This is a genomic window from Micromonospora musae (assembly GCF_003626545.1).
In the GTDB taxonomy this organism is placed as follows: domain Bacteria; phylum Actinomycetota; class Actinomycetes; order Mycobacteriales; family Micromonosporaceae; genus Micromonospora; species Micromonospora musae.
The window spans coordinates 225431-252426 of sequence record NZ_RAZS01000008.1 but is presented as its reverse complement, the minus strand read 5'-3'; the positions used below and the strand labels follow the sequence as shown (position 1 = coordinate 252426).

Below are 26996 nucleotides of genomic sequence, written 5' to 3'. Positions count from 1 at the left end.
CGGACGACGTCGGAAGCGAGGTCAGAGCAACAACAAGAGTCGTGGACAACAACAAGGCCGCGGGACGGCGGCCACGGGACGGATGTTTGTTCGGCGGCACAGCTACTCCTCGGGGGTTGGCAACGTGGAGCGCCTACTCACGACCGCCGGGGGACGGCCCGCCGCGGTGATTCGCGCCGCTCGCCCGGCGATTACTTTCCGCAATCGGTCCGTGCGAGTTGAGTTGCCCCGACGCTACGGATTGACCTACGGCCGATCATCGAACAATTGTTAAATACTTCGATCAATGGCTCCTACACCTGTTGCGCTGGTCCGGACGACTCGCGAAGCACCAGCTCGGTAGGCAGACGGATCGCTTCGTTCTCGCGTGGTGATCGTGCGGCGAACTGTTCGATCAAGAGCTCTACCGCGAGCCGACCAGCGTGCGAACCGGGCCCGGCAAGGGTGGTCAACGAGGGATGGACGAAGTCGGCGGCGAAGATGTCGTCGAACCCGATCACGCTGATGTCGGCCGGGACTCGAACACCGCGCTGGGCGAGGCGTCGGATGATGCCGATCGCCAGGAGGTCGTTGTGAGCCACGACCGCCGTCACACCGGTGCGCAGTGCTCCGTCGGCGGCGGCCCCGCCGTTGGCGACGTTCGGGTTGTACGGACCGATCCGGTGTGCCGTCAGACCGTGCGCTTCGGCCCCGACGCTCAGCGCCGCCCAACGCGCCGCTCCCACCCAGGAGCTGGGTGGCCCGGCACAGTAGGTGAAGCTCTCGTGCCCGAGCGAGGCCAGGTGTTCCAGGATCTGCTGACAGCCGGCGACGGTGTCGAACGTGACGCTGATCAACCCGGGCAGCTCTCGGTTGAACAGGACGATCCGGTGCAGTTTGGCGAGGTCGCGCAGGGCCTCGTCGTCGAGTCGGCTGGAGGCCAGCACGAAACCGTCCACGCCGGAGGCCAGGTCGCGGACCTGGTTCTCCTCGATACGCCGGGATTCCTCGGCGTTCACGATCACCAGCGTGACGTCCGACGCCTTCGCGCGCTGCTCCGCGCCGCGGATCAGCTCGAAGAAGTGGGGATTCGTGATGTCGGAGAGCACCATGGCGATGGTGCGGTGGCGTTGACCCGGAAGGGCGCGGTTCTGCGGTCGGTGCTGGTAGCCGAGCTGTGCGGCCGCAGCGACTATCCGCTGTCGCGTCGCTTCGTTGACCCGGCCAGGCTTGTTGAACGCCCGGGAGACCGTCGACCCGGCCACGCCGGCAGCTCGCGCCACGTCAAAGATGGTGGGCTCCACGAACGCATCTAGCCACGACAATGGCAATTCTGGCAACACCTTGCAGAAATTGTCACGCGATCCCTACGTTGCGACCGTGCCGGCCAGTCGATGGCGTGTCGGACGGAAGGAGCAAGGGATGTCGCAGCCCGGGCAGAGAACTCGAGGTGTGCCACACGCCCAGCGCGATTTCGCGGGTCGGGCCAGGCGGTGGTCCGCGGCCGTCGCGATCGGCGCTGTGCTGGCCGCGTCCCTGACCTCGGTGGGGGTGACGCCGGCGCACGCATCGCCGGGTGACTTCACCATCTTCGACGGTCGGAGGACCGCTCCGATCCTGATCGACGCGTCCTACGGCGGCGATCACGGCGATCGGGACTACACGCAGGTGCGCCGCGCGGTGCAGGACCTGCGGCAGGACGTCGCCATGGTGACCGGGGCGGTCGATCCCGGTGACGTGCAGAGCGTGTTCGTCGACGACGAGTCGGCCAAGGAAGCGCGGTTGGCGAAGGCCGACCAGAGCAAACTGCCGGCCCTGCTGACCAAGGCCCCGGGTCGCAAGACCGCGATCATCGTCGGCCAGATCGGTGAGAGCCGGCTGATCGACGAAATCGTCGGAGCCGGCAAGTTCAACGAGGCCGCCGGGATCGAGGGCAGGTGGGAGGCGTATGCGGCCAAGACCATCACGAACCCGATCCCCGGGGTCGACAAGGCACTGGTGATCGCGGGCAGTGATGCCCGGGGAACGATCTACGGGATCTACTCGATCTCCGAGGAGATCGGCGTCTCGCCTTGGTACTGGTACAGCGACGTGCCGGTCAGGCAGCGGGACCACATCGACGTCAAGGGCAAGACCCGGGTCGACGACGGGCCGGACGTCAAGTACCGCGGGTTCTTCATCAACGACGAGGAACGCACCATCGCGTGGGCGAAGCGGAAGTTCCCCACCGGCGACGGCACACCTGATGTCAACTTCTACCGGCACGTCTACGAGCTGATGCTGCGGCTGAGGCTGAACACGCTGTGGCCGGCGATGCACCTGGCTTCGACGGCGTTCAACGCAGTCACCGACACCGGGACGTACGACACGGGGACACCGGTCAACGCCCGCGAGGCGGCAGCGTTCGGCGTGGTCGCATCCTCGTCCCACGCGGAGCTGATGCTGCGCAACAACGAGGGCGAGTGGCGACAGTGGTACGACCGCAACAAGGACGCGCTCGACATCAAGGGCTCGGACGCCGTGGCGGCCTTCAACTATTCGATCAACAAGCCAGCGATCCTGGAGTACTGGCGCCAGCGTGTGGTCGCCAACGCCGACTTCGAGAACATCCTTGCCCTCGGCATCCGCGGAGTGCACGACAGCGACGCGGTGTTCACACCCGGTAACCCGTACGGGTTCAAGGACAAGGTCGAGATGGAAGCCGACGTCATTCGCGAGCAGCGCAAAATGATCGCGGAGGTCTACGGCAGCGCCGACGCTGCGCCGCAGGTGTTCATCCCCTACAAGGAGATGAACGATCTCTACAACGCCGGTCTGAAGGACCACATCCCCGACGACGTGACCCTGATGTGGGCCGAGGACAACCAGGGCTACCTGCGCCAGGTGCCCACGCGGACCGAGGCCGCCCGCTCCGGCGGGAACGGCGTCTACTACCACATCTCCTACTGGGGCGAGCCGAAGAGCTACCTGTGGCTGAACTCGACGCCGATGTCCCTGATGGTGCAGCAGCTGCGTCGCGCCTGGAACTCCGGCGCGGGGCGCTACTGGATCCTCAACGTCGGGGACATCAAGCCCGGCGAGATCAAGCTCGACCTGTTCGCCAAGCTCGCATGGGACGTCGACGGCTACGACGACACGAACATCGGAAGCAAGTTCCTCACCGAGCACCTGCAGCGAGACTTCCGGCTGAAGGGCACCAACGCCGCCGTGGTCACCGACGCGCTGAGAAGGTTCGACACGCTCGAGAACACCAAGCGCGCCGAGTTCTGGGGCGAGGTCAACTCGTCCAACGCGAACTCCGGAAGGATCCACGACGGCCAGGTCTTCCCGTTCAGCGCCACCTCCGACGGAGATGAGCTCCAGCGCCACATCAACGAGTCCAACGAACTGGTCAGGATTCTCGAGGGTGCTTCCGCGAAGCTCGACCCGCGCTATCGCTCCGCGTTCTACCAGCAGGTGCTCCACCGAGTCCGGTCCTACCGCAACATGGCCGAGCACATCGGCTACTACTGGAAGAACCAGCTCGCAGCCGCCCAAGGTCGCTACGCCAGCGCGGGAAGCTACGAGCTGCTCTCGAAACAGGCCCGCGAGCGCATCCGCACCGACGAGGAGTACTGGAACACGATCAGTCACGGCAAGTGGGACCACGCCATCGGCCACAGCCATCCCGAAGGCTTCCCGAACGAGGGCGCCGTCATGCTCACCAACGACCGGTATGCCCGGGTCGCCGCCCCGACCGACGCGGTGGGCGCCGCCGCCGAGGGCAGCAAGGAGCCCGGCCGCGGCACGCTGACGTTCAACTCGGCCGCGCCCGACGACAAGCGCTTCTTCGACGTGTTCTCCCGCGACGACGTAGCCAACCGGCAGGAGTGGGTCGCCGAGGCGGACGCCCCGTGGATCACCCTCTCCCAGCGCTCGGGCACGACCGCGACAGAGCAACGAGTCACGGTGACGGTCGCCAGAAACCACCCCGCCACGACGGGGACGATCCGGGTCTTCAACGCCGTCGACGGCGCCAAGGTCGGCCAGCCGGTCGCGACGTTCACCGTCGACGCGAAGCGGGCTGCCGTGGATCTGCGCCGTGTCGCCGAGCCGGCGCACCTGGAGGCCAACGGATACGTGACCCTCGAAGCCGAGCACTTCTCCGAGAACGTGCCCGGCGCCGACGGGACCCGGTGGGCCCCCCTTCAGGGCGTGGGTCAGCGCGGCGCATCGATGGGCAGCTTCCCGGAGATCGCGCCCCGGGTCGACTCCGGCTTCGAGACGACCGCCCGCCTGAAATACCGGGTCTACTTCACCTCCACCGGGAAATTCACCGGGACCTTCTACCGGATTCCGACGCTGAACGAAGGCACAGAGGACGACGGCACGCCGCGAACCGCGCGCACGGCCGTCGGGCTCGACAACCAGGCCCCCAGCCTGCTGCGCGGCAACTCCGTCGCCGGTACGAGCACCAGCACCTGGGGATTCAACATCATGCGTCAGATCGAACCCCTGAACTTCACCGTCGACGTGACCACACCGGGCTGGCACGACCTGGTGGTCTACCGCTCGGACGCGGCGATCCTCTTCGACCGGCTCATCATCGAGACCCGCGCCGGCGCGGTCGGCGACGGCCTGGTCGGCCCGCCCGAGAGCCCGAACAACATCGCCGCACCCCAGAGGGCGACCGTCGCGCGGCTTCCCGGCGTGATGCCGGAACTCCACCGGCTGCCCGCGATCGAGACGTCGGTGGGCCGGACGAGCACGGTCGAGGGTGTGACCGACGTGGCGACCGCGGAGTCGGACAACAAGACCGCCGCCTCAGTCACGATCACCGACGGCGAGCTGAGCATCACCGGGCACAGGGTCGGAAGAGCCGAGGTCTCCATCACCACCGGTGGCGGCGAGACCTGGGTGGCGCCCGTCACGGTGGGCAGGGCCGAGGGCGCGCCCGTCGGCCCGTACCTGGAACAGGACGGCCTGGTCATCCTTGACGCAGCCGACGCGCTCGAGAACAGTGCCTCCGCCCACGCGACCGCCAGCAACAACGAGACGCACGGCTGGGCGCTGGCTCGTAACGGCCTGCAGGTCGTCCCGCCGGCCGACGCCAGCGCGAAGGCGCAATGGCTGGCGACTTCGGCCGCCCAAGCCGAGGCGCTGTTCAGGGCCGGCCCGACCCAGAAGGTCAACGGGAGCTCGGCGGCAGGAGCACCACCGCGGCTCGAATTCACCGTCGACATCCAGACCGGTGGCACGTACTACCTGTTCGTCAACTCGAGCAACCCGAACCCAGACGCCGACTCCTACCACGTGCTCGTCGACGGGCAGTGGAGGTACCAGTCGAGCAAGTCCGGGCCGGAGACCGGGTTCGAGACCTGGTACGGCAGCACGAACGTCGCTGAGGCCGCATTGGCGCTCGAGCCGGGTGAGCACACGATCACGCTGGCGCCTCGTGAAGCCGGGCTGCTGCTCAACCAGATCGCCTTGACCACGAACGACACACCCCGCTTCACCGGCTTCCAGACCCCCAGCGGCCGGAGAGCGAGCGCCTCATGACGCTCTGACATCGAGCAGGGCACCACCAGATCCTGGCCCCGCCTACCAACCGAAACGGCCGGACCTTCCACGTCCGGCCGTTTCGTCAGGTGCGGGGTGCTTCTCAACGCCCGACGAGATGGCCCCGCCGGCCGACGTGGGTCAGCGCGATCGCCTCGTCGTAGGCGGCGACGGCCTCGTCGGCCCGTCCGCGCCGGGCGAGCAGGCCGGCGCGCGCCTCGGGAGTCCGTATACCCGCGTCGCTTCGTATTCGCACGATGCGGATGAGGCAGATTCACCCCCGGCCCCAGCAGGCTGTCGAGGTAGCAGGTCGCTCGGCAGCCGAGTGGTGCGGTTTGCATGCGCCTCTCCTATACGGGTAGGCCAGGCTGAACGTCGTGACGCTGTCGGGCGACGTCCCGAGCAGCTTCGACGCGAGCCTTTCCCGCGGGGTGTGAAGGTGCCGTACGCGTAGACAAGGCACATCCGAACCCAACCGCGGGCGCATTACGGTCAGGGCTCGTAACTGGCGTTTCGAGGGCGATCCGGCAGAAAAGGGGACTCCGGTGGAATACCAGGATTTCATCAACGCAGTGGCGACGCGGGCAAAGGTTTCGACCGATCAGGCGGCGACACTCAGCGCCGCGACGTTGGAGACGTTGGCAGACCGGATCAGCACCGGCCAGGCAGAGGACCTTGCCTATCAACTTCCAGACAAGCTCGCCGACCACCTGCGCGGACCGCGTGGACGAGAACAGGCTACGTCGTTCGGGCTCGAAGAGTTCGTGCGGCGGGTGGCAGACCGCCCGAACATCGACCGTGCGCTCGCCGGTCCCGGGGTCGCCGCGGTGCTCACCACGCTCCGTGAGGCTGTCACCCGTGACGAGTTCCAGAACGCGGCGGCCCAGCTTTCAAAGGACTTCTGGCAGGTGATCGAACCGGTGGGTGCCGGTGGCGGGCAACCCTCCGGCAGGTAGCACGCACTTTGAAGGCAGCAGGTGTGCCCATGCCTTCCTCACCTACGTCTCGCAGACGACGGTGCCGCTGGCGATGACCTCCTGCTCCCGGCGGCTCCGTCGCTCACCTGCCGCCGGCAGCACGGCTGCGCCCTATGGGACAGGGCTCGCGGCGAGTCCGGTGCACGCGCGCAGGTCCGCGTACTCCCGGTGGATCCGGGCCACGTCCTCCCCGCTGGCGAGCTCGGGTCGACCGGTGCGTCGGGAGATCGTCGCGGGCAGCAGTTCCGTCTTCGAGATCGCCGTATTTTCGAGGGTCACCCGCAGCACTCCCGTGTCGTTGCTGTACGCGTCGTCACGCCACCACAGGAAGTTGCCGAGCCCGTACTGAACGAAGGTGTTACCGAGCCATCCGTCGCCGAGCAACAGGTGAGCGTGGGTGCCGACCACGATCGTGGCACCCGCCTCGGCCATTTCGCCCGCGAACGCGCGAGCCTCGGCGGCGGGGCACGCGTCGCCCTCGGCGCCCCAGTGGACGTAGACGACAACCACGCTGGCCTGACGTCGTGCGGCGCGTACCGCTTCGACGGCGCGCGGCAGGTCCCGGGCCATCGCGATGCCGGCCCGGTTGTCGGTGGCTCTCCACTCTGACCACAGCTCGGAGATCTGGCTGAAGCCGAGGACAGCGATCTTGGTACCGCGTATTTCGGTGATCCACGGCCGGTACGCTGCCGCCGCGTCGGCCCCCGCCCCGACGGCGGGCATGCCGGCGGCCTTGGCTGCGTCCACGGTGTCGGCCAGCCCCGTCCGCCCGTAGTCCAGCGCGTGGTTGTTGGCGATCGACACGACATCGATGCCGGCGGCCTTTACCGCGTCATATGCGCTTGCCGGCGCTCGGAAATGGAACTGCTTCGGCTCGGGGGTGCCGCGCGTGGTGACCGCCGTTTCCAGGTTGATCATCGCCAGGTCTGCGGCCGACAGGGTCGACGAGATCGACCCGAACGCGGTGGCCGGGTCGCCGAGCAGATCGGCCGTCCGGTCGGTGAAGTGCACGTCGCCTGCGAAGGCCAAGGTGATCTCGGTGGGCTGCGATGGAGGGGCCGGAGAGGCGGAGCCGGTAGGCGCACCGGCCGGCGAGGTCCGGGCGGGATCACACGCCACAACAAGCAGGGTCGCCGCCAACGCGACGAAGCATCGTGCCCAGTTCACTCAGCGCAGCGTACGGAAACCCAGCCGACCCTGGTCCGGTTCGGCCAGATTGCCCTTGGCCCGGCCTTCGTAGTTCCCGGCTGGGACGACCTCTCCCGACAGATCGACGCCGGCTACCCGGCCCGCCTCGTCCTCGAACACCGGCTGACCGAGGACGAGGCGATCGAGACGGCAGCCGACCTGGCCTACCGCGTTCCCCGAGAGGCCTACGCCCGGCGGACCGACTGAGGGCGTCCGATCGAAGCAGTGAAACCCGCCGCGACGCGGTCGCTTCGCGGTGCCCGGAGTGTAGGACGAGCCGCGTTCGTGTGCCCTGCGGCGGTCGGATCCGGTGAAGGTCGAGGACGGCCCCGAGGGGCGACAAGAACGACGGTCGTCACTACGCTCGGCTAGGCGACCAGGCGGGCCTCGTCTGGAATTGATGTCAGGGGAGCAGGGATGAACCGTGGCAGGAAGGCATCGGCCGCTGCGGCGGCCGGTGCATTGGCCATCGTCACGATCTTAACCGCGGGCGGATCGCCCGCGGCCGCACAGACAGCCGCGACAACCGACGAGTCGATCACCCATGACGAGAACCCACGGGTGCCCGAGGGGGCGGCGTGGACGGAGGCGTACTTCCCGTCCTCCGACGGCAGCGGCGTCGAGTTGCACGCCGACGTGCTGCGCCCAGCGCACCTGCCGGCACATGCGAAGACGCCGGTGATCCTCTCCGTGGGCCCCTACTTCGCCCACGCCGGGCAGACCGGCCCCGAGGGCTGGGACCGAGTCGGACCGTCGGCACGTTTCCAGGACCTCGTCGACGGCGCCGACCTGATGGCACGCGGCTACACCTTCGTCATGGTCGACCTGCGCGGCTTCGGCGGCAGCACCGGATGCCTGGACTGGGCCGGTCCGGGCGAACAGGCCGACGTCCGGGCGGCCATCCAGTGGTCGGCCAGCCAGCCGTGGTCCAACGGAAAGATCGGGATGTACGGCAAGTCCTACGACGCCGTCACCGGGCTGGTGGGCAACAACCTCAAGATGAACGCCCTGAAGGCGGTCGTCGCCCAGGAGCCCCTCTGGGACATGTACAACTACCTGTTCAGCAACAAGGTGCCCCGCCCCAATGTCACGGGCACGCCCGCGGCGTACAACTCGATCGCGGTCATGCCTGCGATGGCCGACGACAGCGACCGGTACAAGGCGAACGCCCTCTACGAGGCGAGCCATCCGGAGTGCCTGAGCGACAACATCACCAACAACAACAACCCCGACGCCGATTCGGCGTACTGGAGGGCCAGGAACCTGGCCAAGGACGCCGCCGGCACCCGCACCCCGTTGTTCGTGACCCAGGGCTTCATCGAGTCCAACACGAAACCTGAGGACATGGACGAGTACCTGGCCAACCACCGCGGTCCGGAGCGCGGCTGGTTGGGCCAGTGGGACCACGTGCGGGGCAACGACACCGACGGCGACGGCCGGTTGCAGATGGGTCGTGCCGGCTGGTTCGACGAGGTGATGCGGTTCTACGACCAGTACCTCCGCGGCACGCGCCCGTCCGTGACCGATCCGGCGTACGCCATCGAGGACAGCCTCGGCCACTGGCGCGCGCAGAAGACCTGGCCGGTGATTGGCACGTCGTACGACGCACGGCTCTCCACCGGCCGGTACGTCGACAACGGCGGCGCCGCGGCGGCGGCCGAGTCCCGCGTGGTGGACCAGGGCCGCTGGGACATGGAGCGGGCGCCGCGCATGGAGGTGCTGTCCCGTGCCGAGAAGAACGCCGCCGCGCAGGGCGACGCCTCCGCCTCCAGCTACTGGACCTGGTCGACGCCCGCCTCTCAGTCGCTGCGGATCACCGGTACGCCGAGGATCTCCCTCAAGGCGAGCACGAGCGGGAACGTGATGGTGCGCCTGTGGGACGTCGCTCCCGACGGTACGGCGACGATGTTCGACGAGAACGTTGCGCTGATCGAGCGCGGCGGACGGATCTCCTTCGATCTGAAGTCGACCGACTGGACCGTCAAGCGTGGGCACCAGCTCGGAGTCCAGGTCGGCACCATCGACTCCAACAGGTGGCGGGACGTCCCCTCGGGTCACACGATCAAGGTCTCCGACGCCCGGCTCGCCCTGGATGTGCAGAACCCGCGGTACGACGTGCCGACCCAGGGTGACCGCTCGCCGTTCCTCGACACGTACCTGACGGCCAACACCACCACGCTCAGCGACATCGGCCGCGGCACCTTCCCGCTGCGGCTGTCCAGGAACGGCTGACCGAAGGGCTGCCCGGTGCTCGCCGCCTGGCGGGTGCCGGGCAGCCCGTTACGGCCGTGCGCGCACAACGTGCGGCTCCGTCGCTGACCTGCCGCCGGGAGAACCACCGACACTCTGTGCGGCGGGGCTCGCGACGGTCGGTGCACGCGTGCAGGTCCGCGTGCTCCCGCCAGATCCGGGCCGCGTCCTCGCTGGCGTGCGATGGAGAGGCCGGAGAGGCCCTGGGAGGTCTCCAAGATCGGGCGATCATCGGGCGACGCCGTCATCGTGAGGCTTCCCGCCGCACAGTTCGCCGCAGCCGTCGACGCATGGGCTGAGTCGCAGCAAACGGCCTCGCCCGACAGGCGCGAGCACCACGCAAGCCTCGCCATCCCCTCGCCGCCGACCCGCCCTTGTGGGAGCAGGCCGCCGTCGGGGCCGCCACGTTGGTGCGGAGCCCGAAGGTGAAGAACGTCGCCGGGCACTCAGCAGGACGTGGTTCGTCACCACCGACGGCGGGCCGTTCCGGCGCCGCAGCCGTGCACGGGGAACGCCTGACCCCTTGTGGTGGTCAGGCGTTCCGCTGTCGTGAGGCCACGGGCTCACTTGTCGTGGTCTTGGCCCTTGTCCTTGTCGTCCTTGTGCTTGTCGTCCTTGTGCTTGTCGTCCTTGTCCTCGTGGCCCTTGTCCTCGTGGCCCTTGTCCTCGTGGCCCTTGTCCTCGTGGCCCTTGTCCTCGTGGCCCTTGTCCTCGTGGCCCTTGTCCTCGTGGTCGTCCCACGCCTTCCTGAATTCGTTCCAGTCCCGGTCCTCGTCGCTGCTCCACGAGGTGCCCCGGTGGTCGTCGTCCTTGTCGCGGGCCCAGTCCTTGCTGTCCTTGTGCTTGTCGTCGGTCTTGATCTGGCCGCGGATTTCGCCGTTCGGGAACTGCTTGGTGTGCACGTTGACGTACGTGACACCCGCTTCGATCGCGTCGACGAGCTCGTCAAACTCGCCGGGCTGGATGCCCTGGTCGGCGGGGCCCACCACGTCGTCGGGCTTGATGGTGCCCTCGATCTTGGCCGGGGCCTGCGGGCAGGACTGGACGTCCGCCGAATGGCCACCCTTCGCGTCCTTCAGGTTCGAACACAGGAAGACGGCGACGCCGCCGCTCTGGTGTCTGCCTCCGAAGTGGATGTGTGCCTGCTGGACGTCCTTCAGGTCTTCGTAGCTCAGCTTGAACCTGATCTCCTTGTCCCGTTCGTCGATCTTGGCCTCGAACCGCCCGGAACCGGGCGTCGAGATCGGTTTGGGATCCTCCTCGAAGCCGCTGAGCTTGGCGCGGACGTTCACCTCCTTGGCGTCCCGCGAGTCACTCCAGTCCCGCGAGTCGTGCGAGTCGCGTTTGTCGCCCGAGTCGTCCCGGCCGTCGGCCAGGGCGGTGGTGCCGATGGCGCTGGCCGCGACCGCCGCGCTGGCCGCCATCGCCACCGTCCAGAGTCTGGTCCGTCCCATAATGCTGGTCCCTTCCTCGGTGGGGCCCGAGCCCGAATCAGCGGCGGACAAACCGCCCATGGTGGGACTCAGGCAATGCAAAGGTGCCGCGCGCCGGTGGACGTGATCGTCGCGACCGTCCAGCACTCGGTTCGATTGGCACCCTTTGTGAAATTGTTCCACCTTCGCGGCAAAGGTGGGCTCCATTCACTGATCTGCCCGTCAGGGATCTTCGAGCGCGGTGGACCGCGCTGGGTGCTCTGCGACGACCCGCGCGGTTCGGCGAGGCCGCCTTCCATCGGACCGCGCATCCGTCCACCGGGTTTACCAATCGGTACACCCGCCGGGCGTTTCGGAAAGACTGGGAAGTCTTCGTCATGGACGAGCGCACAACCTCGTCGAGCAGCGAGACGCGTCTCGCGTCGAACCGTTCTCGGCCGCTATTGATCAAGGGCGAGCCCGTCAAGAGCGGCGCCACCACGGTTATGGCCCCGAAGTTCCCCGACCTCATGGCGGTTTACTGCGACGCGCTCGACGCGATCGGCCACGAGGGGCGAACGACGGTCGCCGGGTGCGCGGACACCTCTCGGTCGGTCAGAGTGTCGGAGACGACGACCTTCTGGACGTCACGTTGGAAGCGACCGATCTCGCGCTGCAGCGGCGAGGCAGCGGTCAAGAACCTGCCGTCGCCGACACCCCTCCCCCTCGGCCCGGCGTCCACAGTGGCCGATGAACAGGACGCGACGGAAGCGGTCAGCAGCCGGGCCCACCTCGGCAACCTGACCGAGGTAGGCCCGCAGAGCGGACTACTGGTGCACCGGCACCCGCGGGTTGCTGAAGGTCAGCGTGTTGGCCTTCTCGACATTGCCGTTGTTGTCGATCGCGCGGTACTCAATCGTCCGCTCGCCCGGTCCCTTGACCCGGAACGGCGCCTGGTACTGCTTCCACGACCCGCCATCGAGCCGGTACTCGATGCGGGCGACACCGACGCCCCACCCGTCGTCGGCACGAAGCGTCGCCAGCGGGTTGGCCACCCAGGGCACATCGCTGTTGGCGTGATGGCTCAGGGCGATGGTCGACACCGGCGCATCCACCTCGATCATCTTCAGGGCCGCCTCCAGGTTGGGCAGCGGCCCGATCTGCTCACCCGCCGTGGTCGCACCCTGCGGCGTTCCCGTGGCCCTCAGCACCTCGACGATCTCCTGGCCGCTCCACGGCTCCTGGCCGGTGGCCTTGAGATACGACTGGATGGCCACGACGGCGTTCGTCACAACCGGCCCGGCGCCCGACGTACCACCGAACGACTGCGTGTAGCGAACGTTGAGGTCTGCCGGGTTCGTGCCACCCTGCAGGTTCCCGTTGCCCCCCGTGGTGGTGATGTTGTGCCCCCAGCCCTGCAGGTCGAACCGGGTGCCGTAGTTGGAGAAGCTGAGCCGCTCGTGGTCGGTGCTGCTACCGGCGCCGACCATGATCGAGCCGGAGTGCTGCACGGCCGGGTCGAACCAGCGGATGCCGTCGCGGGTGTACATCGGGTCGTCGGAGTTGGTGTTGCCGTTACCGCCGGTCGAGACCACGGTGACGCCCAGCCCGGTCAGCAGCTTGATCGCGTCGAACACTGCCGGGATCCACTCCAGCGGCGCGTACCGGGTGCTGCCGAGCGGGCTGGAGGTCTGCTGCTCCAGCAGCACGACATCGCCGGGTCGCAGATTGCCGTTGGCGGCCAGGTAGGCCAGCGCCGGCCCGGGGCTCCAGGAGGTGCGACCGTTGGCCAGCCGCTGGTTCGGCGAAATACCGTAGAGCTGCGCGTCGGGAACCCCACCGGTGACCCCGTACTCGTTGTCACGGCCGCCCATGATGCCGAACACCGCCGTGCCGTGCTCGTCGGCAAAGCCCGTGTAGCGCGGGAAGGCCTCGCCGCCCAGGTCGCTTGACCAGTCCAGCTGCAGATCCTCGTGGAACGGGTTCCAGTCGTACTCAAGGTCCGCCACCTTGATTCCCGCGCCGCGCAGCCGCGGGTCGTGCCGGCCGAAGTCGGCGTCGATTCCGGTCGGCGCCGGGCGGAGGTAGCCCTGCCGACCGGTGAAGTCCGGCGTGGTCGACGGCGGCGGCACCGGCTCCGGCACCGGATAGACGTGCACGACCTCGGGCAGCGCCGCGAGCTCGGCGCGGACAGCCTCGGCGTCGACCCCGGAGGGCATGGTGAGGCGGTACCAGGAGGACATATCGGGCACAGCCTCGCCCGTGCGCTCCGCCGCCTCGTCGGCGAGCTCGGTCAGCTCGGCAGAGGAGACCGTCTGCACCATCGGTTCGAGGTCACGGACCCGGCCGTGCCGGTCGAGGACACTCTCGACCCGCTGCAGGCTCTGGCCGCGCTCGCTGCGTAGGTCGGCATTCGCACCACGAATCTTGAGGGATTCGGCGAACTTGATTTCGAGTGCGACCTCCGTGTCGGCGTGGTCGGTACCCGTGATCTCGCCGCCGTCGGACAGACGACCGGACAATGTCAATTCGGCACTGTCCGGACCGAGTCCGCCGTCGCTCGTGAGATCCGCCTTGTCGAAGTGCAGCACGAGGTCATTTCGGCCATCGCCGTCGACATCCGTCTTCGTCGCGATCACGGAGCCGTCTGCCCATTTTGCGGGTGAGGCACCCCCGGCCTCGGGCGTGCCGAGCAGCACACTTCCGGGGTCCACGGCGGTTGCGTCGAATGCCGCGGCGCTCCGCAGAACCGCCGGCACCAACCCGGTCCCGGCCAAATTGATGTGGTCGGACAACCCCACCGAAAGGTCGACCTGCCTCTCCACCGACTCCTTCGCGTACGCGGATGACTCGACGACCATGACGCCGGGCACAATGAGTGCACCGAGCGCGATGGCGGTCGAAAAAGGCCTGGCCATAGCGGCTTCCTCCGATTCTGGACACAGTAGATCCGCGACAGGGCCGCCGTCCGGAGGACACCGCCACGAAAGGGACCTGGTCCAGAACCCTATGCATTCATAGACGGGGCCAACTATCTACAATCGTCGTAGTTTCTCGCCGCTGCATCGAACCACTGTCGCATCGTCGGCCGGCGCCCCTTTCCTCGCACGCGATCCCCTCATCACACGACGATGGAAAAACGGTGGGCCGGCGATTGCCGGCCCACCACGTGTTCCTATTGCCGCGACAATGTGCTACAGAGCCGCGCGGTCACTCCCTTGATACCGTGCACGATGTTCGGTGCCCCGAAGTCGTCCACCGCCGCGTTGTTGCCAGCGCAGCTCTTCGACTTCATCCGCCGCGGCCGCCCGGTGCTGGCGGTCAGGGTTCGTGGTGGCCGGCCCAGGAGCCCCGGACGTGGCCGATGTGGCGTCGCATCAGCGCCGCCGCCCCCGGCGCATCGCCGGCCACCACCAGATCGACGATCTGCTCGTGCTCGGCGGCCGAACGCCCCAGCTCGCCACGCTCGGCGAGCTCTTGCAGGCCGTACAGCCGGCTGCGGGCCCGTAGGTTCCCGACCACGTCGATGAGATGCCGGTTGCCGGCGAGGGCGAGCAGCGCGAGATGGAAACGCCTGTCGACCTCGACGTAGCCGATGAGGTCGCCGGTTTCGGCGAGGCGCTCCACCTCCTTCGTCAGGGGACGCAGCGCCTCGACCGCCGCCCGGGTGGGCTCGTTGATGGCCCGGGCGATCTCGGCCACGGTGGGCACCTCAATCAGCGCGCGCAGTGAGGTGATCTCGTCCAGGTCCCGGTCGGTCAGCTCCGTGACTCGGAAGCCTTTGTTTCGAACGATCGTGACCAGTTCCTCGTTGGCGAGGTCGAGCATCGCTTCGCGTACTGGCGTGGCGGAGACACCGAACTGCTCTACGAGCATCGGCACGGAGTACAGCACGCCGACGCGCAGCTGCCCGGTGATGACCGCGCCGCGCAGGGCATGGGCGATCTCCTGGCGAAGGTTGGGTCGGCCTCCCAGCTGTGGCAAGGAGAGCGTGTCCGGGGCCAGGCGCCCGGTGGCGTCCGTCACGGTCTCACTCCTTGTCCTCTTCATCGCAGCGTGAATCCCAGTCCGACGGGATCGTTGTCCTCAAGGACGAAATGGTGTTCGCCGGTGCGGTAGGCCATCCCTCGCACCTCTGAGACGTAGGCCGGGCGGCCCTCTGCTTCCAACTCCCGCACGACGCGGCCCAGGAACCGTGTTCCGATCACCGAGTCGTGCGTCAGCACCTGGTCAGGGGCGAGTTGCCCGGATGATGCTAACAGCGCGATCCGCGCGGAGGTGCCTGACCCGCACGGTGACCGGTCGACCTCCCCGTCGGCGAAGACGGTGATGTTGCGCTGGTGGGGGCCGCCGGACCGCCGGCCCAGATCCTCGAACAGGATCGTGCCGTAGACACCGTCGAGCCGCGATTCGCTCGGGTGCCGGGCCCATTCGGTCCCGTTGAGTGCCCATTTGATTTCCCGGCCGAGTGCGAGCAGCTCACCGTAGTGCTCCGGGGTGACCGACAGCCCGAGGACCGAGGCGTCGACGGAGGCGTAGATCCCGCCGCCGTAGCTGACGTCCGCGCGCACCGGGCCCCGGCTGGTGTTCACGGTGATGTCCCGGCCCAGTACGTACGCGGGCACGTTGCGGAAGCTGACGTCGCGGACCTCGCCGGCGACGCAGGTGACTGTGGCGGTGACGCGACCTGACGGTACGTCGATCACCACGTCGGTCTCCCCGTCCGGGTCGGCGTTCACGAGTCCGCTGCGGACGGCCCACACACCCAGCGCGATGGTGCCGTGTCCACACGCCGTCGAGTAGCCGTCCTTGTGCCAGAACAGCACCCCGAAGTGGGCGCCCTCGTCGTCCGGCGGCACGAGGAAGCAGCCGTACATGTCGGCGTGGCCACGAGGTTCGTTGACCAGGAGCCGGCGTACGGCGTCGATCTGTTCGTCGCGCTGAGCGTGCCCGCGCCGTTGCAGGACGGTGGCGCCGGGGATCTCCGGGACGCCGTCGGTGACGATGCGGAAGGGCTCTCCCGCCGTGTGGTAGTCGGTGGCGCGAATGTCCGGCATCGCCTCAGGCCCCCAGGTACGCCTCGACCACGCGGGAGTCGCGCCTGAGCTCGCGGGCCGCTCCCTGCAGGGTGATCACACCATTCTCCACGACGTACGCGCGGTGCGCGATCTTGAGCGCGGCGCGGGCGTTCTGCTCGACGAGCAGCACCGAGGTGCCGTCGGCGTTGATCTGGCGGATCAGCTTCATGATCTGTGTCACCACGAGTGGTGCGAGCCCCATCGAGGGTTCGTCCAGCATCAGCAGTTTGGGCTTCGCGACCAGCGCGCGACCGACGGCGAGCATCTGCTGCTCGCCGCCGGAGAGGTTCCCGCCCTGCTGGTTGCGCCGCTCGGCGAGCCGCGGCAGCAGGGCGTAGACCTCGTCGATCCGGCGGCCGACCACGGCCTTGTCGCTCACCAGGTAGCCGCCGAGTTGCAGGTTCTCGTGGACGGTCAGCCGGGAGAAGATGCGGCGTCCCTCCGGCACGTGCACGACCCCGGCGCCGACGATCTCCCACGGCTTGGCCTTGGTGATGTCCCGGCCGAACGCGCGCACGGTGCCGCCGGTGGACCGCACCACCCCGGAGACGGTGGCGAGCGTACTGGTCTTGCCCGCGCCGTTGTTGCCGAGCAGCGTGATGATCTCGCCCTCACCGACGGTCAGGCTCAACCCCCGCAGGGCGTGGACGCGGCCATAGTGAACGTCGAGGCCGTCGATCTCGAGCGCCCAGCGGCCGGCGGCGTCACTCATGGCTCATCATCTCCTCATCCATGTCCTCCTCGTCGTCATCGTCCTTGCCGAGGTACGCCTCGATCACGGCCGGGTCGCGGCGTACCTCTTCGGGAGTGCCGTCGGCGATCTCCCGGCCGAAGTTCAGCACGACGACCCGGCGCGAGACCTGCATGACGAGATCCATGTCGTGCTCGATGAGCACGATGGCGATGCCGAGCGCGCTGATGCGCTGCAGCAGATCGAGCAGCTCCCCCTTCTCGCCGTAGTTGAGGCCGGCGGCGGGCTCGTCCAGCAGGAGCACCTTGGGCCCGCAGGCGAGGGCGCGGGCGATCTCGACACGCCGCTGCTCGCCGTACGGAAGGTTCCGCGCAAGGCCAGCGCGGTCGCCGCGCAGGCCCACAAAGTCGAGCCACCGGTTGGCCTCGTCGGTGGCCTCCCGCTCCGTTCGCCTGAACCGGGGCGTGTGCAGCAGCGCGTCGAGGGCGTTCTGCCGCAGCCGCAGGTGCATCCCGGCGCGGACGTTGTCGAGCACCGTCAGCTCACCGAAGAGGCGCAGGTTCTGGAAGGTGCGCGACATCCCCCGGGCCGCGATCGCGGACGGCCGCAGGCCGGTGATGTCCTTGCCGTGCAGGGTGATCGAGCCGCCGGTGGGCTTGTAGAAGCCCGTGACGCAGTTGAACGCGCTGGTCTTGCCGGCACCGTTGGGACCGACGAGCGAGAGGACGTCGCCCTGGTAGACCTGGAAGGTCAGCCCGTCGACGGCCTTCACACCGCCGAAGTCCAGGTGCAGGTCCTGCACCCGCAGCAGCGGTACGGAATCCGGCGTGCTCACGGCACCACCTCCTTGCCCTTGCGCGCGGCATGCTCCTCGGCCCTGCGCTTGTCGCGCCGGGACTGCCGTTCCACGGCCCGCGCCGGCCACAGCCCCTGCCGACGGAAGATCATCACGATGATGAGCAGGATCCCGAACACGAAGTACCGGTAGTCCGCGGCCTCCCGGAGAAGCTCGGGCAGCACGCTGATGAAGATGGCGCCGAGCACGACGCCGGGCGTCGAGCCCATGCCACCGAGCACGACGGCCATCAGAATGAGCGCCGACCACAGGAATGTGAAGCTCGGTGGGGAGATGGCGGAGAGCTGGGCGCCGAAGAGGATGCCGGCGAGGCCACCCCAGATGGCGCCGCCGATGTAGGCGGCGAGCTTCACCCGGTACGTGTTGATGCCCATCGCCTCAGCGGCGTCCTCGTCCTCGCGGATGAACCGCCAGGCGCGGCCGAGCCGGCTGCGGCCGAGCCGCGCCGCGCCGAGGACGGCCAGGGCGACGACGACCACACAGGTGTAGTAGAGGCCGACCGGGCCGCTCAGATCGACCCCGAGCAGCATGATGCCGGGGATCCCGTAGATGCCGGACGGCCCTCCGGTGATGGTGAGGTTGTTCGCCGTGATCCGGATGATCTCCCCGAAGCCGAGCGTCACGATCGCCAGATAGTCGCTGCGCAGCCGCAGGGTGGGTCCACCGATCACGATGCCCGCGACCACCGCCGCGACGATGACGACGGGCACCGTGGCCAGCAGCGGCCAGCCGTACCTGGTGGCGAGGATGCCGCTGACGTAGGCGCCGATGGCGAAGAACGCGGCGTACCCGAGATCGAGCAGGCCGCAGTAGCCGACGACGATGTTGAGGCCGACCGCGAGCATCACGAACAGCAGCGCGGAGGTCATCACCGACAGGGCGTAGTTGGTGGCGGTGATGAACGGCGCCAGCAACGCGACGACCAGTCCGACCAGGCCGAGGTGGCGGTTCTGCTGGAGGCGGTCGAAGAGCGCACGGGCGCGGGCCGGTGACGTGGCGAGGTTGGTGGTCATCAGACACGCTCCGTAACGCGCTCGCCGAGGATGCCGGTCGGGCGGAGCGTCAGGAAGATGATGAGGAAGGTGAAGGCGAAGACATCGCGCCACTGCCCGCCGATCCAGTGGGTGCCGATCGACTCGAGCAGGCCGAGCGTCAGGCCGCCGAGCATCGCGCCCTTGACGTTGCCGATGCCTCCGATGACGGCCGCGGTGAACGCCTTGAGCCCGATGACGAACCCCATCAGGAAGTCGATCTTCCCGTAGTAGCCGCCGGCCATCACGCCGGCAGCGCCGGCGAGGGCGGAGCCGATGAAGAAGGTACGCGCGATGACGGCGTCGACGTTGATGCCCATGTACAGGGCCGCCGTCGGGTCCTGGGAGATGGCGCGCATGGCCCGCCCGGTCTCGGTCCCCATGACGAGCCACTGGAGGCCGGCCATCAGCAGGACCGCGATCACGATGAGACTGGCCTGCTGGATGGTGATGCGGGCGCCGAGCAGATTGACCGGGTCACCGGCCAGCCGGACCGGGTAGACCTCCGGGTTGGGCCCGGCCACCAGGCGCATTCCGTACTCGAGCGCGAACGAGGCGCCCACCGCGGTGATCAGCACGGAGAGCCGGGGCGCGTCACGCAGGGGACGGTAGGCGACCCGCTCGAGCAGCAGGCCGGCCGTTCCGGTCACCAGCATCGCGATGAGCATGACGATGAGCAGCGCCACGAAGCCGAGGCCGGTCGCCAGCCCACCGGCGACGCTCAGGACGCCGAAACCGACGAACGCACCGAGCATGTACAGGTCGCCGTGGGCGAAGTTGAGGAGCCTGATGATGCCGTACACCATCGTGTAGCCCAGGGCGACCAAGGCGTAGAACGATCCGACGAAGAGACCGTTCCAGAGGAGTTGGGTCATGGGAGTCCTTCGGAGCGGGGAACGCCCCGGCGGCGCGCTCATGGGAGGACGCCGCCGGGAGCAGGCGACCTACTGCAGGGTGTCCTCGAGGACGATCTTGCCGTTCTCCACCGTGAGGATCTGGAAGCCACCGCTGGAGAGCGTGTGGTCGGGCGTGAACTTCAGCGGCCCGGAGAACAGCTGGAAACCGTCGATCCCCTCGAGCGCCTTGATGACGGCGTCACCGTCGGTCGAGCCGGCCTTCGTGACCGCCTCGGCGGCCACCCGGATCGCGTCGTAGGCCTGAGTGGAGTACGGACCGGGGGCGGCGCCGAACTTGCTCGTGTAGTCCGCGATCCACTTCTCGGCGCCCTGGATCGTCTCCGGGGTCTGGGTCATGGTGGCGAAGACGCCTGCGGCGGCCTCGGGGCCGGCGATGTCCACCAGCTTCTGGTCGACCGACCCGTCGGCGACCATGATCTTGCCGGTGTAGCCCGCCTGCCGCAGCTGACGGATGATGAGGCCACCCTCCTGGTAGTAGCCGGTCCAGTAGATGAAGTCCGGCTGGCCCTTCAGGATGGCGTTGACGTTGGCGCTGTAGTCGCTCTCACCCGCGGTCACCGACTCGCGTCCGGCGAGCGCCGGCGAGCCGGTCAGCAGCTTGGCCGTGGTGTCGGCGATGTCCTTCGAGTAGCTGGTGTTGTCGTCCATGAGGGCGACCTTGGTGGCGCCCACCTTCTTCATGAACTTCAGCGCCGAATCGGACTGCTGAACGCCGGTGCCGTTGATCAGGAAGACGTTCTTCTTCTTCTGCGCGACCAGCTCATTGGAGTTGGCGGCCGGGATGAGCATCGGCACGCCGGCCTTCTCGAAGATCGGCAGCGTCGGGAGCGTCGCACCCGAGCAGTAGCCGCCGACCGAGACCTTCACGCCCGCGGTGACCAGCTTGTTGGCGCCCGCCGTGGCACTCTTGGCGTCACACGCCTCGTCCTCGACCTTGAGCTCCAGCTTGCGCCCGTTGACGCCGCCCTTGGCGTTGAGCTCGTCGACGGCGAGCTGCGCGCCGTTCTTCATGTACGGGCCGATGGCCGAGCTGCTGCCGGAGAGCGGCGTCAGCATGCCGAGGACGATCGGCCCGTCGTCCGACTTCTCGCCGCCGCCCGAGGCGAGGCCGTTACCGCAGGCGGAGAGCAGCATGGCCGCCACCGCCGCGCTGCCCACGAGGGCGACTCGCGACAGCCGGCGGGTGAGGTATGACGTCATTGTCCAAACTCACTTCCCTCAAGGGCCGACACGCGGACGGCCAGGTATCGAGTGGTAGCACTGCTGTGTGACGTAGCACCGCACTATGGCACAGGACACAAAGTTGCTCCAGAGGTGCACGTGGGGGTGTTACCGACGCGTGATTTCAGCCCGACGGACTGCTGTGTAATGTTTTACTGGCCGTCGCGAAAGGACTGTCCGACATGACTGCTCCCACCGCTCCCCGCATCCGCCTGGCCGCGCCGGACCTCTTCACCGTGACCCTGGCCCCCGGCGAAGGAGCCTGATGCCTCGCGACGACGCTCTGGTCCTCACCGCCGAAGAAGAATCCATGCTGGCCGGCGAGCAGGGCCCGGCAACCGCGATGTGCATGCGGCTGATCGTCGGAGTGGCACGCGCGAACGGCGCCGAACGGTTGGTGCCGATCGAATCGGCGCACGCCGACGGCTGCCTGTACCACGGCGTGGCGGGGCTGGAGTTCACCGAACGGCTCGTCTCCCTCGGCGCCCGGGTGCGGGTGCGTACGACGCTCAACGTCGGCTCGCTCGATCTGCTACATCCCGGGCTGGTACGCGCCGACCCGGAGCTCGCCGAGAACGGCCGGCGCCTGATGGACGCGCACGTGGCCCTCGGCTGCGAGCCGATCTGGTCCTGCGCGCCCTACCAGTCCGGCCACCGCCCGGCAGCGGGCAGCCACGTGGCGTGGGCGGAGTCCAACGCCATCGCCTTCGTCAACTCGGTGCTCGGGGCGCACACGGACCGCTACGGCGACTTCATCGACATCGCCGCCGGCGTTACCGGCCGGGTCCCCTACTCGGGCCTGCACCTGCAACGCAACCGCACCGCCGCGCTGGTGCTCGACTTCTCCGCGGTCCCCGCCGTACTGCTCGACGACGACGTCGCCTGGCCCGCGATCGGGGCGCTGCTCGGGGAGTTCACCGGAACCCGGGTCGCGGCGCTCACCGGCCTGCCGGGCGACCTGAACGACGGCGGGACCGAGGACCGGCTCAAGGCGCTCGGCGCCACCGCCGCGTCCGCCGGCGGCGTCGCGCTGTTCCACGTAGTGGGGGTGACCCCGGAGGCGCCGACGCTGGGCAGGGTGCTCGCGCCCGGGGCCACCACCGTGCCGGTGACGGCAGACAACCTCAGGCGAGCACGCGACCGGCTCAGCAGCGCCGCCACCACCTCACTCGACGCCGTCAGCCTCGGCACCCCGCACTTCTCGCTCTCCGAGTTCGCGGCGCTGGCGCGCGAGTTGCGGGACGGCCCGTCGTTCGCCTCGTCGGTCGACGTGTTCGTCTCGACCAGCCGGGCCGTGCTGGCCGAGGCGCAGGCACGCGGGTACGCCGACGCCGTGCGCGACGCGGGTGGCCGCATCCTCACCGACACCTGCACCTACGTGACACCCGTGCTGAGCGACGGCATCCAGACCGTGATGACGAACTCGGGCAAGTGGGCCTGGTACGCGCCGGCCAACCTCGGGATCGACACCGTACTGGGAAGCCTCGCCGAGTGCGTCGCCTCGGCACGAGCCGGGAGGGTGGTACGCGATGAGCGGCTCTGGGCATGAGCCGGTGACGCTGTCCGGCCGCTCCCTCCATCCAGGCCAGGCGGACGGCGTCGTCCTCGCGCTCGACGAACCGCTCTCGTTCTGGGGCGGCGTCGACGCACGCGGGCTGATCGTGGACGCCCACCATCCGCAACGCGGCGTCACGGTCGCTGGGCAGGTCCTCGCGATGCAGACCGGTCGCGGATCCAGCTCCTCCACGGCGGTGCTCGCGGAGCTGATCCGGTCGGGGCATGCGCCGGCGGCCCTCCTCCTGGCCGAGTGCGACGCGATCCTGGTGATCGGGGCCCTCGTCGCCGCCGAGATCTACGGCACGAGCCTGCCCATCGTGCAGCTCACCGACGACGACCTGGCACAACTGCACACCGGCACCCCGGCCGCCGTCCTCGCCCACACCGCACCCCGCCCAGCGACCGTGATTGCGAAGACCCGATGACCGCGACCCTGCCGTACCTCGACGAGGCCGACGTCTTCGGCCTGGTGCCGTTCGCCGACGCCGTCGCCGCACTCGCGAAGGCCCTCTCCGGCGGCCTCGACCCGCAGGCGTCGCTGCAGCGCTCCATCCACGACGTGGAGCACGGGCAGCTGCTGCTGATGCCCGCCGAGACCGCCACCGCCATGGGCGTGAAGCTGAGCACGGTGGCTCCGGGCAACTCCGGCCGGGGCCTCCCCCGCGTCCAAGCGCTGTACGTGCTCTACGACCGGGTCACGCTGACGCCGGTGGCGCTGCTGGACGGCACGGCCCTCACGACGTTGCGGACCCCCGCGGTCTCCGCGGTCGCGGTGGACCACCTCGCCCCGCCCGGGGCGCGACACCTGGTCGTATTCGGCTCCGGCCCACAGGCGTGGGGGCATGTGGAGGCGCTGCGAGCCGTTCGCCCGCTCAGCGACGTCACGGTGGTGGGCCGGGACCCTGACCGCGCGGCGGCCCTGGTGGCCAGGGTCCGGGACAGCGGTCTGGACGCGCGGGTGGGCAGCCACGACGACGTCGCGGATGCGGACGTGGTGGTCTGCGCCACCACCGCCCGCCAGCCGCTCTTCGACGGCCGTCGGCTGCGCCCGGGAAGCTGTGCGGTCGCGGTGGGCTCCCACGAGCCGGACGCCCGTGAACTCGACGACGTGACGATCGGCGCCGCCGAACGGGTGGTCGTCGAGTCCCGCGGCGTCGCGCTGCGGGAGGCGGGTGACATCATCCAGGCCGTACGCGCCGGCGTCGTCGCCGAGGACAGCCTCATCGAACTTCGCGATGCGGTACATCTGGCACCCACCACCGGTTCATCGGTCTTCAAGAGCGTCGGCATGGGCTGGCAGGACCTCGTGGTGGCCGATCTGGCCCACCAGCGCTGGACAGAACGAGGCCATGCCTGACGTGGTCGTCGTCGGCGCGGGCATCGTGGGGGCCGCCTGCGCCTACTACGCCGCGCGCGAACTTGTCGACACGCAGGCGCACCAGGCCATCCTGCGTCGCCTTCGGGAGGGAGGAATTGTTTCCACGGTCAAGGCAGATCCTCGCAAGTCGAACCTTCGCGTCGACAGGAAGCGGTGACCACAGAGAGCTGATCGCATGAGCGAGCGGTGCCGCTTCTACCAGGGCCGCGAGGCTAAAGGACGTCTCGACCAATCCTTGAAGGATTGAGACACCGCCTGGGCAGTCGACGCCAAGGTTCTGCAATTCACCGGCCTGGGCCTGCCGTTGCAGGCCGAGGCGCTAGCGAGCAGGCAACCCCTGGACAGGGGGTGGACGCTGTTCGAGGATCACTCGCTGCACTTTGGGATCGCGCAAGAGTTACGAGAGAGGGTGAGAGTAGCGATGTGACGACCACCCGGCCGCTCCACAGCGAGGAACTCGCGAGCACGGCTCCGGAGCGAGATGTTCTGGATCTGCTCTGACTTGTCCCGAGATCTTAATGTCATGTGCATGGTCGAGGAGCGGCGCAGCCTCCGATACGTAGTCTGTGGTGACGACCGCCTGGCGGTCGAACTGGTGAGGAACCTGGCGAGGCGGCCCGACGCGGTGGTGGCCGTTGTCTTACCGCCGGACGTCGCGGCGCGCTTTAAGGTCGGCGACATCCCCAACGTCCACCTTGTCACGGCTGAGCCGCTGGACCGCGAGACGCTGCACCTTGCAAAGGTCGCGGAAGCAGAAACTGTGGCGCTGCTGTCAAGCACGTCTGCGCTGCGTCAAGCCCTACTTGTGCGTGAGCTCAACCCGGCCGCGCGGCTCGTCGTGCGCAGTGAGGTCGGCGAGGCCGGCGAATATCCGATGCTGCCCGGCTGCACGTTCGTTTTCTCTTCCAGTGCCGCCGCCGTAGCGCATGTGGCTGCACTTGCCGACGCGGCGCCCACGGTCAAGGCCCGCGTCCGCCGGTTGCGCACGCAGCGCCGCCTTCTTCGCCAAGTGCTGCAGGTCCGAGTCGCGCGCATTGCCGCTACGTCGTTGGTGGTGACGGCCCTCGGAACAGGGTTCCTGATGCTGGTGAATCAAGTCGGCGTCTTCGATGCCCTGTACTCCTTCCTGATGAATGGCCAAGGTGGCCCAGACCCTCTCTCGACCAGGGACGCACAGGTATTCGACGTCGTCTACACTCTGCTGACTGTCACCGGCGGCGTCGTGACTGGTATTTACCTGGGAGACGCCGTCCAGCACGCCCGCGCATTGGCCGCCGCTGGCGTACTACCCAAAGGCAGCAGCGGTCACGTCGTGGTCGTGGGCCTCGGCGGCTTGGGGAGCCAAGTGGTCGGTGCGTTGCGCCGTGCCGGTGCCGAAATCGTCGCTGTGGATGTCTCCGAAGCCGCCCGCGGAGTGCATGTCGCCCGAGATCTGGCCATTCCGGTTATCGTCGACGACGCGAGCAGGTCGGAAACCCTCAGCCGCGCTGCCGTCGAGCGGTGCCGAGCCCTGCTACTTCTCACTCCCGATGACGACGCCAGCCTGGCTACTGCTCTCGCTGCGCGGGCTATCCGGCCCGACCTGCCTATCATCTGGCGGCCTCGTAACGACGAAACAGCCGCACTCGTCGCCGAACAGCTAGGCGTCATCGTTCCGCGGGCGTCTGAGGACGACTTCGCCCGGCAGCTTGCCGAACTGGTCACCGTGAAGAACTCGGATGCCACGCACCCGCGCACCACCGACATGCAGGCGGCGAGGCGATCACGGTTGCCGGGCAGTCAAGGAGGTCACGTGAGCCTTCCCAGAATCGCCGCTCTCGTCAGCAGGTTAAGACAGGCCGTGGGGTCTGCGTCGCTGCCAGGCAACGCCCAACAGGGCAGAGCCGAGCCCAGCATGACGCATGAGAAGTAGAAGGCCCGGGGTACGCAGCGGCTTGCCCAGCTCCGCGCCGTGCACATGCTGTCGCGCTACCCGCCGGTCGCAAGCCGTACCACCGTCACAAACAAGAGCGCAGTGCCGAGCGCCCCGTCTCGTCTCACCTTGCCCTCGGCGCGTTGGCAAACGTCCTCTCCCAATGGAGAGCGACCCACCGCCAGCCGAGTGAGAAGGACGGCGGCATTCGGTGGTGCTGATCGGCGCTCCTCGCGTCCGGCACGAGGAACGCCGATCAGGCGCTCATCGCATCCGGCGCGACCGCACGGCGATCGTCGCGCACACCAGGCCGATCACCAGCGAGGCCACAGACAGTCCGACCGCCCACCGGCTTCCCGCATCCGACTGCGTCGTGGACGCGCTGGCCACGGCCACCGCCGCCTGCTCGGTGCCCGCCGCCGGGGACGATGCCGCATCCGCCTCGGCGACGAGCCGGAGCACCGGCGCGGGCCGCTCCGGCTCGTCGGTACCGGAGGCCGGCTCCTGGATCCACCGCACGACCTCGCCGTTGCTGTAGTGCTGCAAGGTCTTGAACACCAGTTGGTCGGCCGCGGGCAGCGGTCCGGCGCTCACCGAGAACTCGTCGTACTCACCCGGTTTGATAGTCGACTGCGGATCCGCCGCAGTCCAGGTGATCTTGTCAATGACCTCGCTGATCTGCGCGCCGTGCGCCTCGATCGGGGTGGTCAGCTTCCTCTTCGTTATCTCGTACGACCAACCGGCGTGCGGCTTCACCGAGAGCGAGGCCAGTGGGGAGTCGGTCGGGAACTGCACCTCGACCTTGGTGGTGCTCGCGTCGTCGCTCTCGGTGGGCACCCGGAACGTCAGGGCAGCGTAACCGCCCTGGGTGGCCGTGCCCGGGTTGACCGTCACGTGCGCGAACGCCGCCGCCGGCAGGACGCCGACGAGGCAGGCCACCACGCCTACGGTTACGAGGCCACGTACAACTCGGCGAGGCATGTGCATTCTCCAGCTCTCTATTGGTCGACA

22 protein-coding genes are annotated in these 26996 nt (G+C 68.4%); 8 read left to right on the top strand and 14 right to left on the bottom strand.

Features of this window, described 5'->3' with window-relative positions:
• Nucleotides 1-293: 293 nt before the first annotated feature.
• Complete coding sequence (locus D7147_RS23090) at nt 294-1262, bottom strand: LacI family DNA-binding transcriptional regulator (protein ID WP_199716624.1); 969 nt, start codon at nt 1260-1262, stop codon at nt 294-296.
• Nucleotides 1263-1272: 10 nt separating this feature from the next.
• Here D7147_RS23090 and D7147_RS23085 point away from each other — a divergent pair, with 10 nt between their 5' ends.
• The gene (locus tag D7147_RS23085; RefSeq protein ID WP_158609387.1) at nt 1273-5517 is read left to right on the top strand and encodes a glycosyl hydrolase 115 family protein; all 4245 of its coding nucleotides are present in this window, start codon (nt 1273-1275) and stop codon (nt 5515-5517) included.
• A gap of 103 nt (nt 5518-5620) precedes the next feature.
• Here D7147_RS23085 and D7147_RS32480 read toward each other — a convergent pair whose 3' ends face one another.
• The gene (locus tag D7147_RS32480; protein ID WP_158609386.1) at nt 5621-5773 is read right to left on the bottom strand and encodes a hypothetical protein; all 153 of its coding nucleotides are present in this window, start codon (nt 5771-5773) and stop codon (nt 5621-5623) included.
• Nucleotides 5774-6062: 289 nt separating this feature from the next.
• Between D7147_RS32480 and D7147_RS23080 the strand changes: the two genes are divergently transcribed.
• On the top strand, nt 6063-6473 hold the full coding sequence (locus tag D7147_RS23080; RefSeq protein WP_158609385.1) for a DUF2267 domain-containing protein: 411 nt from the start codon (nt 6063-6065) through the stop codon (nt 6471-6473).
• Nucleotides 6474-6605: 132 nt separating this feature from the next.
• On the opposite strand, the gene D7147_RS23075 is transcribed toward D7147_RS23080, so the two are convergent.
• Both D7147_RS23075 and D7147_RS32475 read right to left on the bottom strand, forming a co-directional pair.
• Nucleotides 6606-7634, bottom strand: coding sequence for a CapA family protein (locus tag D7147_RS23075; RefSeq protein ID WP_158609384.1), 1029 nt, complete (start codon nt 7632-7634; stop codon nt 6606-6608).
• 27 nt (nt 7635-7661) lie between these two features.
• Nucleotides 7662-7802: a hypothetical protein gene (locus D7147_RS32475; protein ID WP_158609383.1), complete on the bottom strand. Its 141-nt coding sequence runs from the start codon at nt 7800-7802 to the stop codon at nt 7662-7664.
• Between the two features lie 297 nt (nt 7803-8099).
• On the opposite strand from D7147_RS32475, the gene D7147_RS23070 reads away from it, so the two are divergent.
• Nucleotides 8100-9914, top strand: coding sequence for a CocE/NonD family hydrolase (locus D7147_RS23070; RefSeq protein WP_120681046.1), 1815 nt, complete (start codon nt 8100-8102; stop codon nt 9912-9914).
• A gap of 581 nt (nt 9915-10495) precedes the next feature.
• Here the strand turns inward: D7147_RS23070 and D7147_RS23065 are convergent.
• The 9 genes from D7147_RS23065 to D7147_RS23020 all read right to left on the bottom strand — a co-directional run bounded on the left by D7147_RS23065 (nt 10496) and on the right by D7147_RS23020 (nt 21117).
• Nucleotides 10496-11356, bottom strand: a complete 861-nt coding sequence (locus D7147_RS23065) for a CHRD domain-containing protein (protein ID WP_233563355.1) — start codon at nt 11354-11356, stop codon at nt 10496-10498.
• Between the two features lie 815 nt (nt 11357-12171).
• Complete coding sequence (locus D7147_RS23055) at nt 12172-14262, bottom strand: OmpL47-type beta-barrel domain-containing protein (RefSeq protein WP_120681039.1); 2091 nt, start codon at nt 14260-14262, stop codon at nt 12172-12174.
• 403 nt (nt 14263-14665) lie between these two features.
• Nucleotides 14666-15370, bottom strand: a complete 705-nt coding sequence (locus tag D7147_RS23050) for a GntR family transcriptional regulator (RefSeq protein ID WP_233563340.1) — start codon at nt 15368-15370, stop codon at nt 14666-14668.
• A gap of 20 nt (nt 15371-15390) precedes the next feature.
• Nucleotides 15391-16401 (bottom strand): proline racemase family protein, encoded by a 1011-nt coding sequence (locus D7147_RS23045; RefSeq protein ID WP_120681035.1) that lies wholly within the window; start codon nt 16399-16401, stop codon nt 15391-15393.
• A 4-nt stretch (nt 16402-16405) separates the two neighbouring features.
• Nucleotides 16406-17134 carry an ABC transporter ATP-binding protein gene (locus D7147_RS23040; RefSeq protein ID WP_120681033.1) on the bottom strand — a complete coding sequence of 243 codons (729 nt, stop codon included), beginning with the start codon at nt 17132-17134 and terminating at the stop codon, nt 16406-16408.
• Nucleotides 17127-17948 (bottom strand): ABC transporter ATP-binding protein, encoded by an 822-nt coding sequence (locus D7147_RS23035; RefSeq protein WP_120681031.1) that lies wholly within the window; start codon nt 17946-17948, stop codon nt 17127-17129. The genes D7147_RS23040 and D7147_RS23035 overlap by 8 nt, the downstream gene beginning before the upstream one ends.
• Entirely contained in the window at nt 17945-18982 is a 1038-nt protein-coding gene (locus D7147_RS23030; protein WP_120681029.1) for a branched-chain amino acid ABC transporter permease, read from the bottom strand. Before D7147_RS23030 ends, D7147_RS23035 begins: the two co-directional genes overlap by 4 nt.
• Nucleotides 18982-19875: a branched-chain amino acid ABC transporter permease gene (locus tag D7147_RS23025; RefSeq protein ID WP_120681027.1), complete on the bottom strand. Its 894-nt coding sequence runs from the start codon at nt 19873-19875 to the stop codon at nt 18982-18984. Before D7147_RS23025 ends, D7147_RS23030 begins: the two co-directional genes overlap by 1 nt.
• A gap of 69 nt (nt 19876-19944) precedes the next feature.
• Nucleotides 19945-21117: a branched-chain amino acid ABC transporter substrate-binding protein gene (locus D7147_RS23020; protein ID WP_120681025.1), complete on the bottom strand. Its 1173-nt coding sequence runs from the start codon at nt 21115-21117 to the stop codon at nt 19945-19947.
• Between the two features lie 286 nt (nt 21118-21403).
• On the opposite strand from D7147_RS23020, the gene D7147_RS23015 reads away from it, so the two are divergent.
• The 5 genes from D7147_RS23015 (at nt 21404) to D7147_RS22995 (ending at nt 25985) form a co-directional block, all read left to right on the top strand.
• Nucleotides 21404-22687, top strand: a complete 1284-nt coding sequence (locus D7147_RS23015; protein WP_120681023.1) for an aconitase X — start codon at nt 21404-21406, stop codon at nt 22685-22687.
• Complete coding sequence (locus D7147_RS23010; RefSeq protein WP_120681021.1) at nt 22668-23120, top strand: aconitase X swivel domain-containing protein; 453 nt, start codon at nt 22668-22670, stop codon at nt 23118-23120. The genes D7147_RS23015 and D7147_RS23010 overlap by 20 nt, the downstream gene beginning before the upstream one ends.
• Nucleotides 23117-24052 carry an ornithine cyclodeaminase family protein gene (locus D7147_RS23005; protein ID WP_120681019.1) on the top strand — a complete coding sequence of 312 codons (936 nt, stop codon included), beginning with the start codon at nt 23117-23119 and terminating at the stop codon, nt 24050-24052. The genes D7147_RS23010 and D7147_RS23005 overlap by 4 nt, the downstream gene beginning before the upstream one ends.
• Entirely contained in the window at nt 24045-24230 is a 186-nt protein-coding gene (locus D7147_RS32470; protein ID WP_158609381.1) for an FAD-dependent oxidoreductase, read from the top strand. Before D7147_RS23005 ends, D7147_RS32470 begins: the two co-directional genes overlap by 8 nt.
• Nucleotides 24231-24602: 372 nt before the next feature.
• Nucleotides 24603-25985: an NAD-binding protein gene (locus D7147_RS22995; protein WP_158609380.1), complete on the top strand. Its 1383-nt coding sequence runs from the start codon at nt 24603-24605 to the stop codon at nt 25983-25985.
• Nucleotides 25986-26249: 264 nt separating this feature from the next.
• Here D7147_RS22995 and D7147_RS22990 read toward each other — a convergent pair whose 3' ends face one another.
• Nucleotides 26250-26966 carry a YcnI family copper-binding membrane protein gene (locus D7147_RS22990; protein WP_120681015.1) on the bottom strand — a complete coding sequence of 239 codons (717 nt, stop codon included), beginning with the start codon at nt 26964-26966 and terminating at the stop codon, nt 26250-26252.
• Nucleotides 26967-26996: the final 30 nt, after the last annotated feature.

What these genes read in the sequence shown, in the direction of transcription:
- D7147_RS22995 (WP_158609380.1), top strand. Translation starts at nt 24,603, where the DNA reads ATGGTCGAGGAGCGGCGCAGCCTCCGATACGTAGTCTGTGGTGACGAC.
- D7147_RS32470 (WP_158609381.1), top strand. Translation starts at nt 24,045, where the DNA reads ATGCCTGACGTGGTCGTCGTCGGCGCGGGCATCGTGGGGGCCGCCTGC.
- D7147_RS23010 (WP_120681021.1), top strand. Translation starts at nt 22,668, where the DNA reads ATGAGCGGCTCTGGGCATGAGCCGGTGACGCTGTCCGGCCGCTCCCTC.
- D7147_RS23015 (WP_120681023.1), top strand. Translation starts at nt 21,404, where the DNA reads ATGCCTCGCGACGACGCTCTGGTCCTCACCGCCGAAGAAGAATCCATG.
- D7147_RS23070 (WP_120681046.1), top strand. Translation starts at nt 8,100, where the DNA reads ATGAACCGTGGCAGGAAGGCATCGGCCGCTGCGGCGGCCGGTGCATTG.
- D7147_RS23065 (WP_233563355.1), bottom strand. Translation starts at nt 11,356, where the DNA reads ATGGCGGCCAGCGCGGCGGTCGCGGCCAGCGCCATCGGCACCACCGCC.
- D7147_RS23030 (WP_120681029.1), bottom strand. Translation starts at nt 18,982, where the DNA reads ATGACCACCAACCTCGCCACGTCACCGGCCCGCGCCCGTGCGCTCTTC.
- D7147_RS23020 (WP_120681025.1), bottom strand. Translation starts at nt 21,117, where the DNA reads ATGACGTCATACCTCACCCGCCGGCTGTCGCGAGTCGCCCTCGTGGGC.
- D7147_RS23005 (WP_120681019.1), top strand. Translation starts at nt 23,117, where the DNA reads ATGACCGCGACCCTGCCGTACCTCGACGAGGCCGACGTCTTCGGCCTG.
- D7147_RS23055 (WP_120681039.1), bottom strand. Translation starts at nt 14,262, where the DNA reads ATGGCCAGGCCTTTTTCGACCGCCATCGCGCTCGGTGCACTCATTGTG.
- D7147_RS23045 (WP_120681035.1), bottom strand. Translation starts at nt 16,401, where the DNA reads ATGCCGGACATTCGCGCCACCGACTACCACACGGCGGGAGAGCCCTTC.
- D7147_RS23025 (WP_120681027.1), bottom strand. Translation starts at nt 19,875, where the DNA reads ATGACCCAACTCCTCTGGAACGGTCTCTTCGTCGGATCGTTCTACGCC.
- D7147_RS23040 (WP_120681033.1), bottom strand. Translation starts at nt 17,134, where the DNA reads ATGAGTGACGCCGCCGGCCGCTGGGCGCTCGAGATCGACGGCCTCGAC.
- D7147_RS22990 (WP_120681015.1), bottom strand. Translation starts at nt 26,966, where the DNA reads ATGCCTCGCCGAGTTGTACGTGGCCTCGTAACCGTAGGCGTGGTGGCC.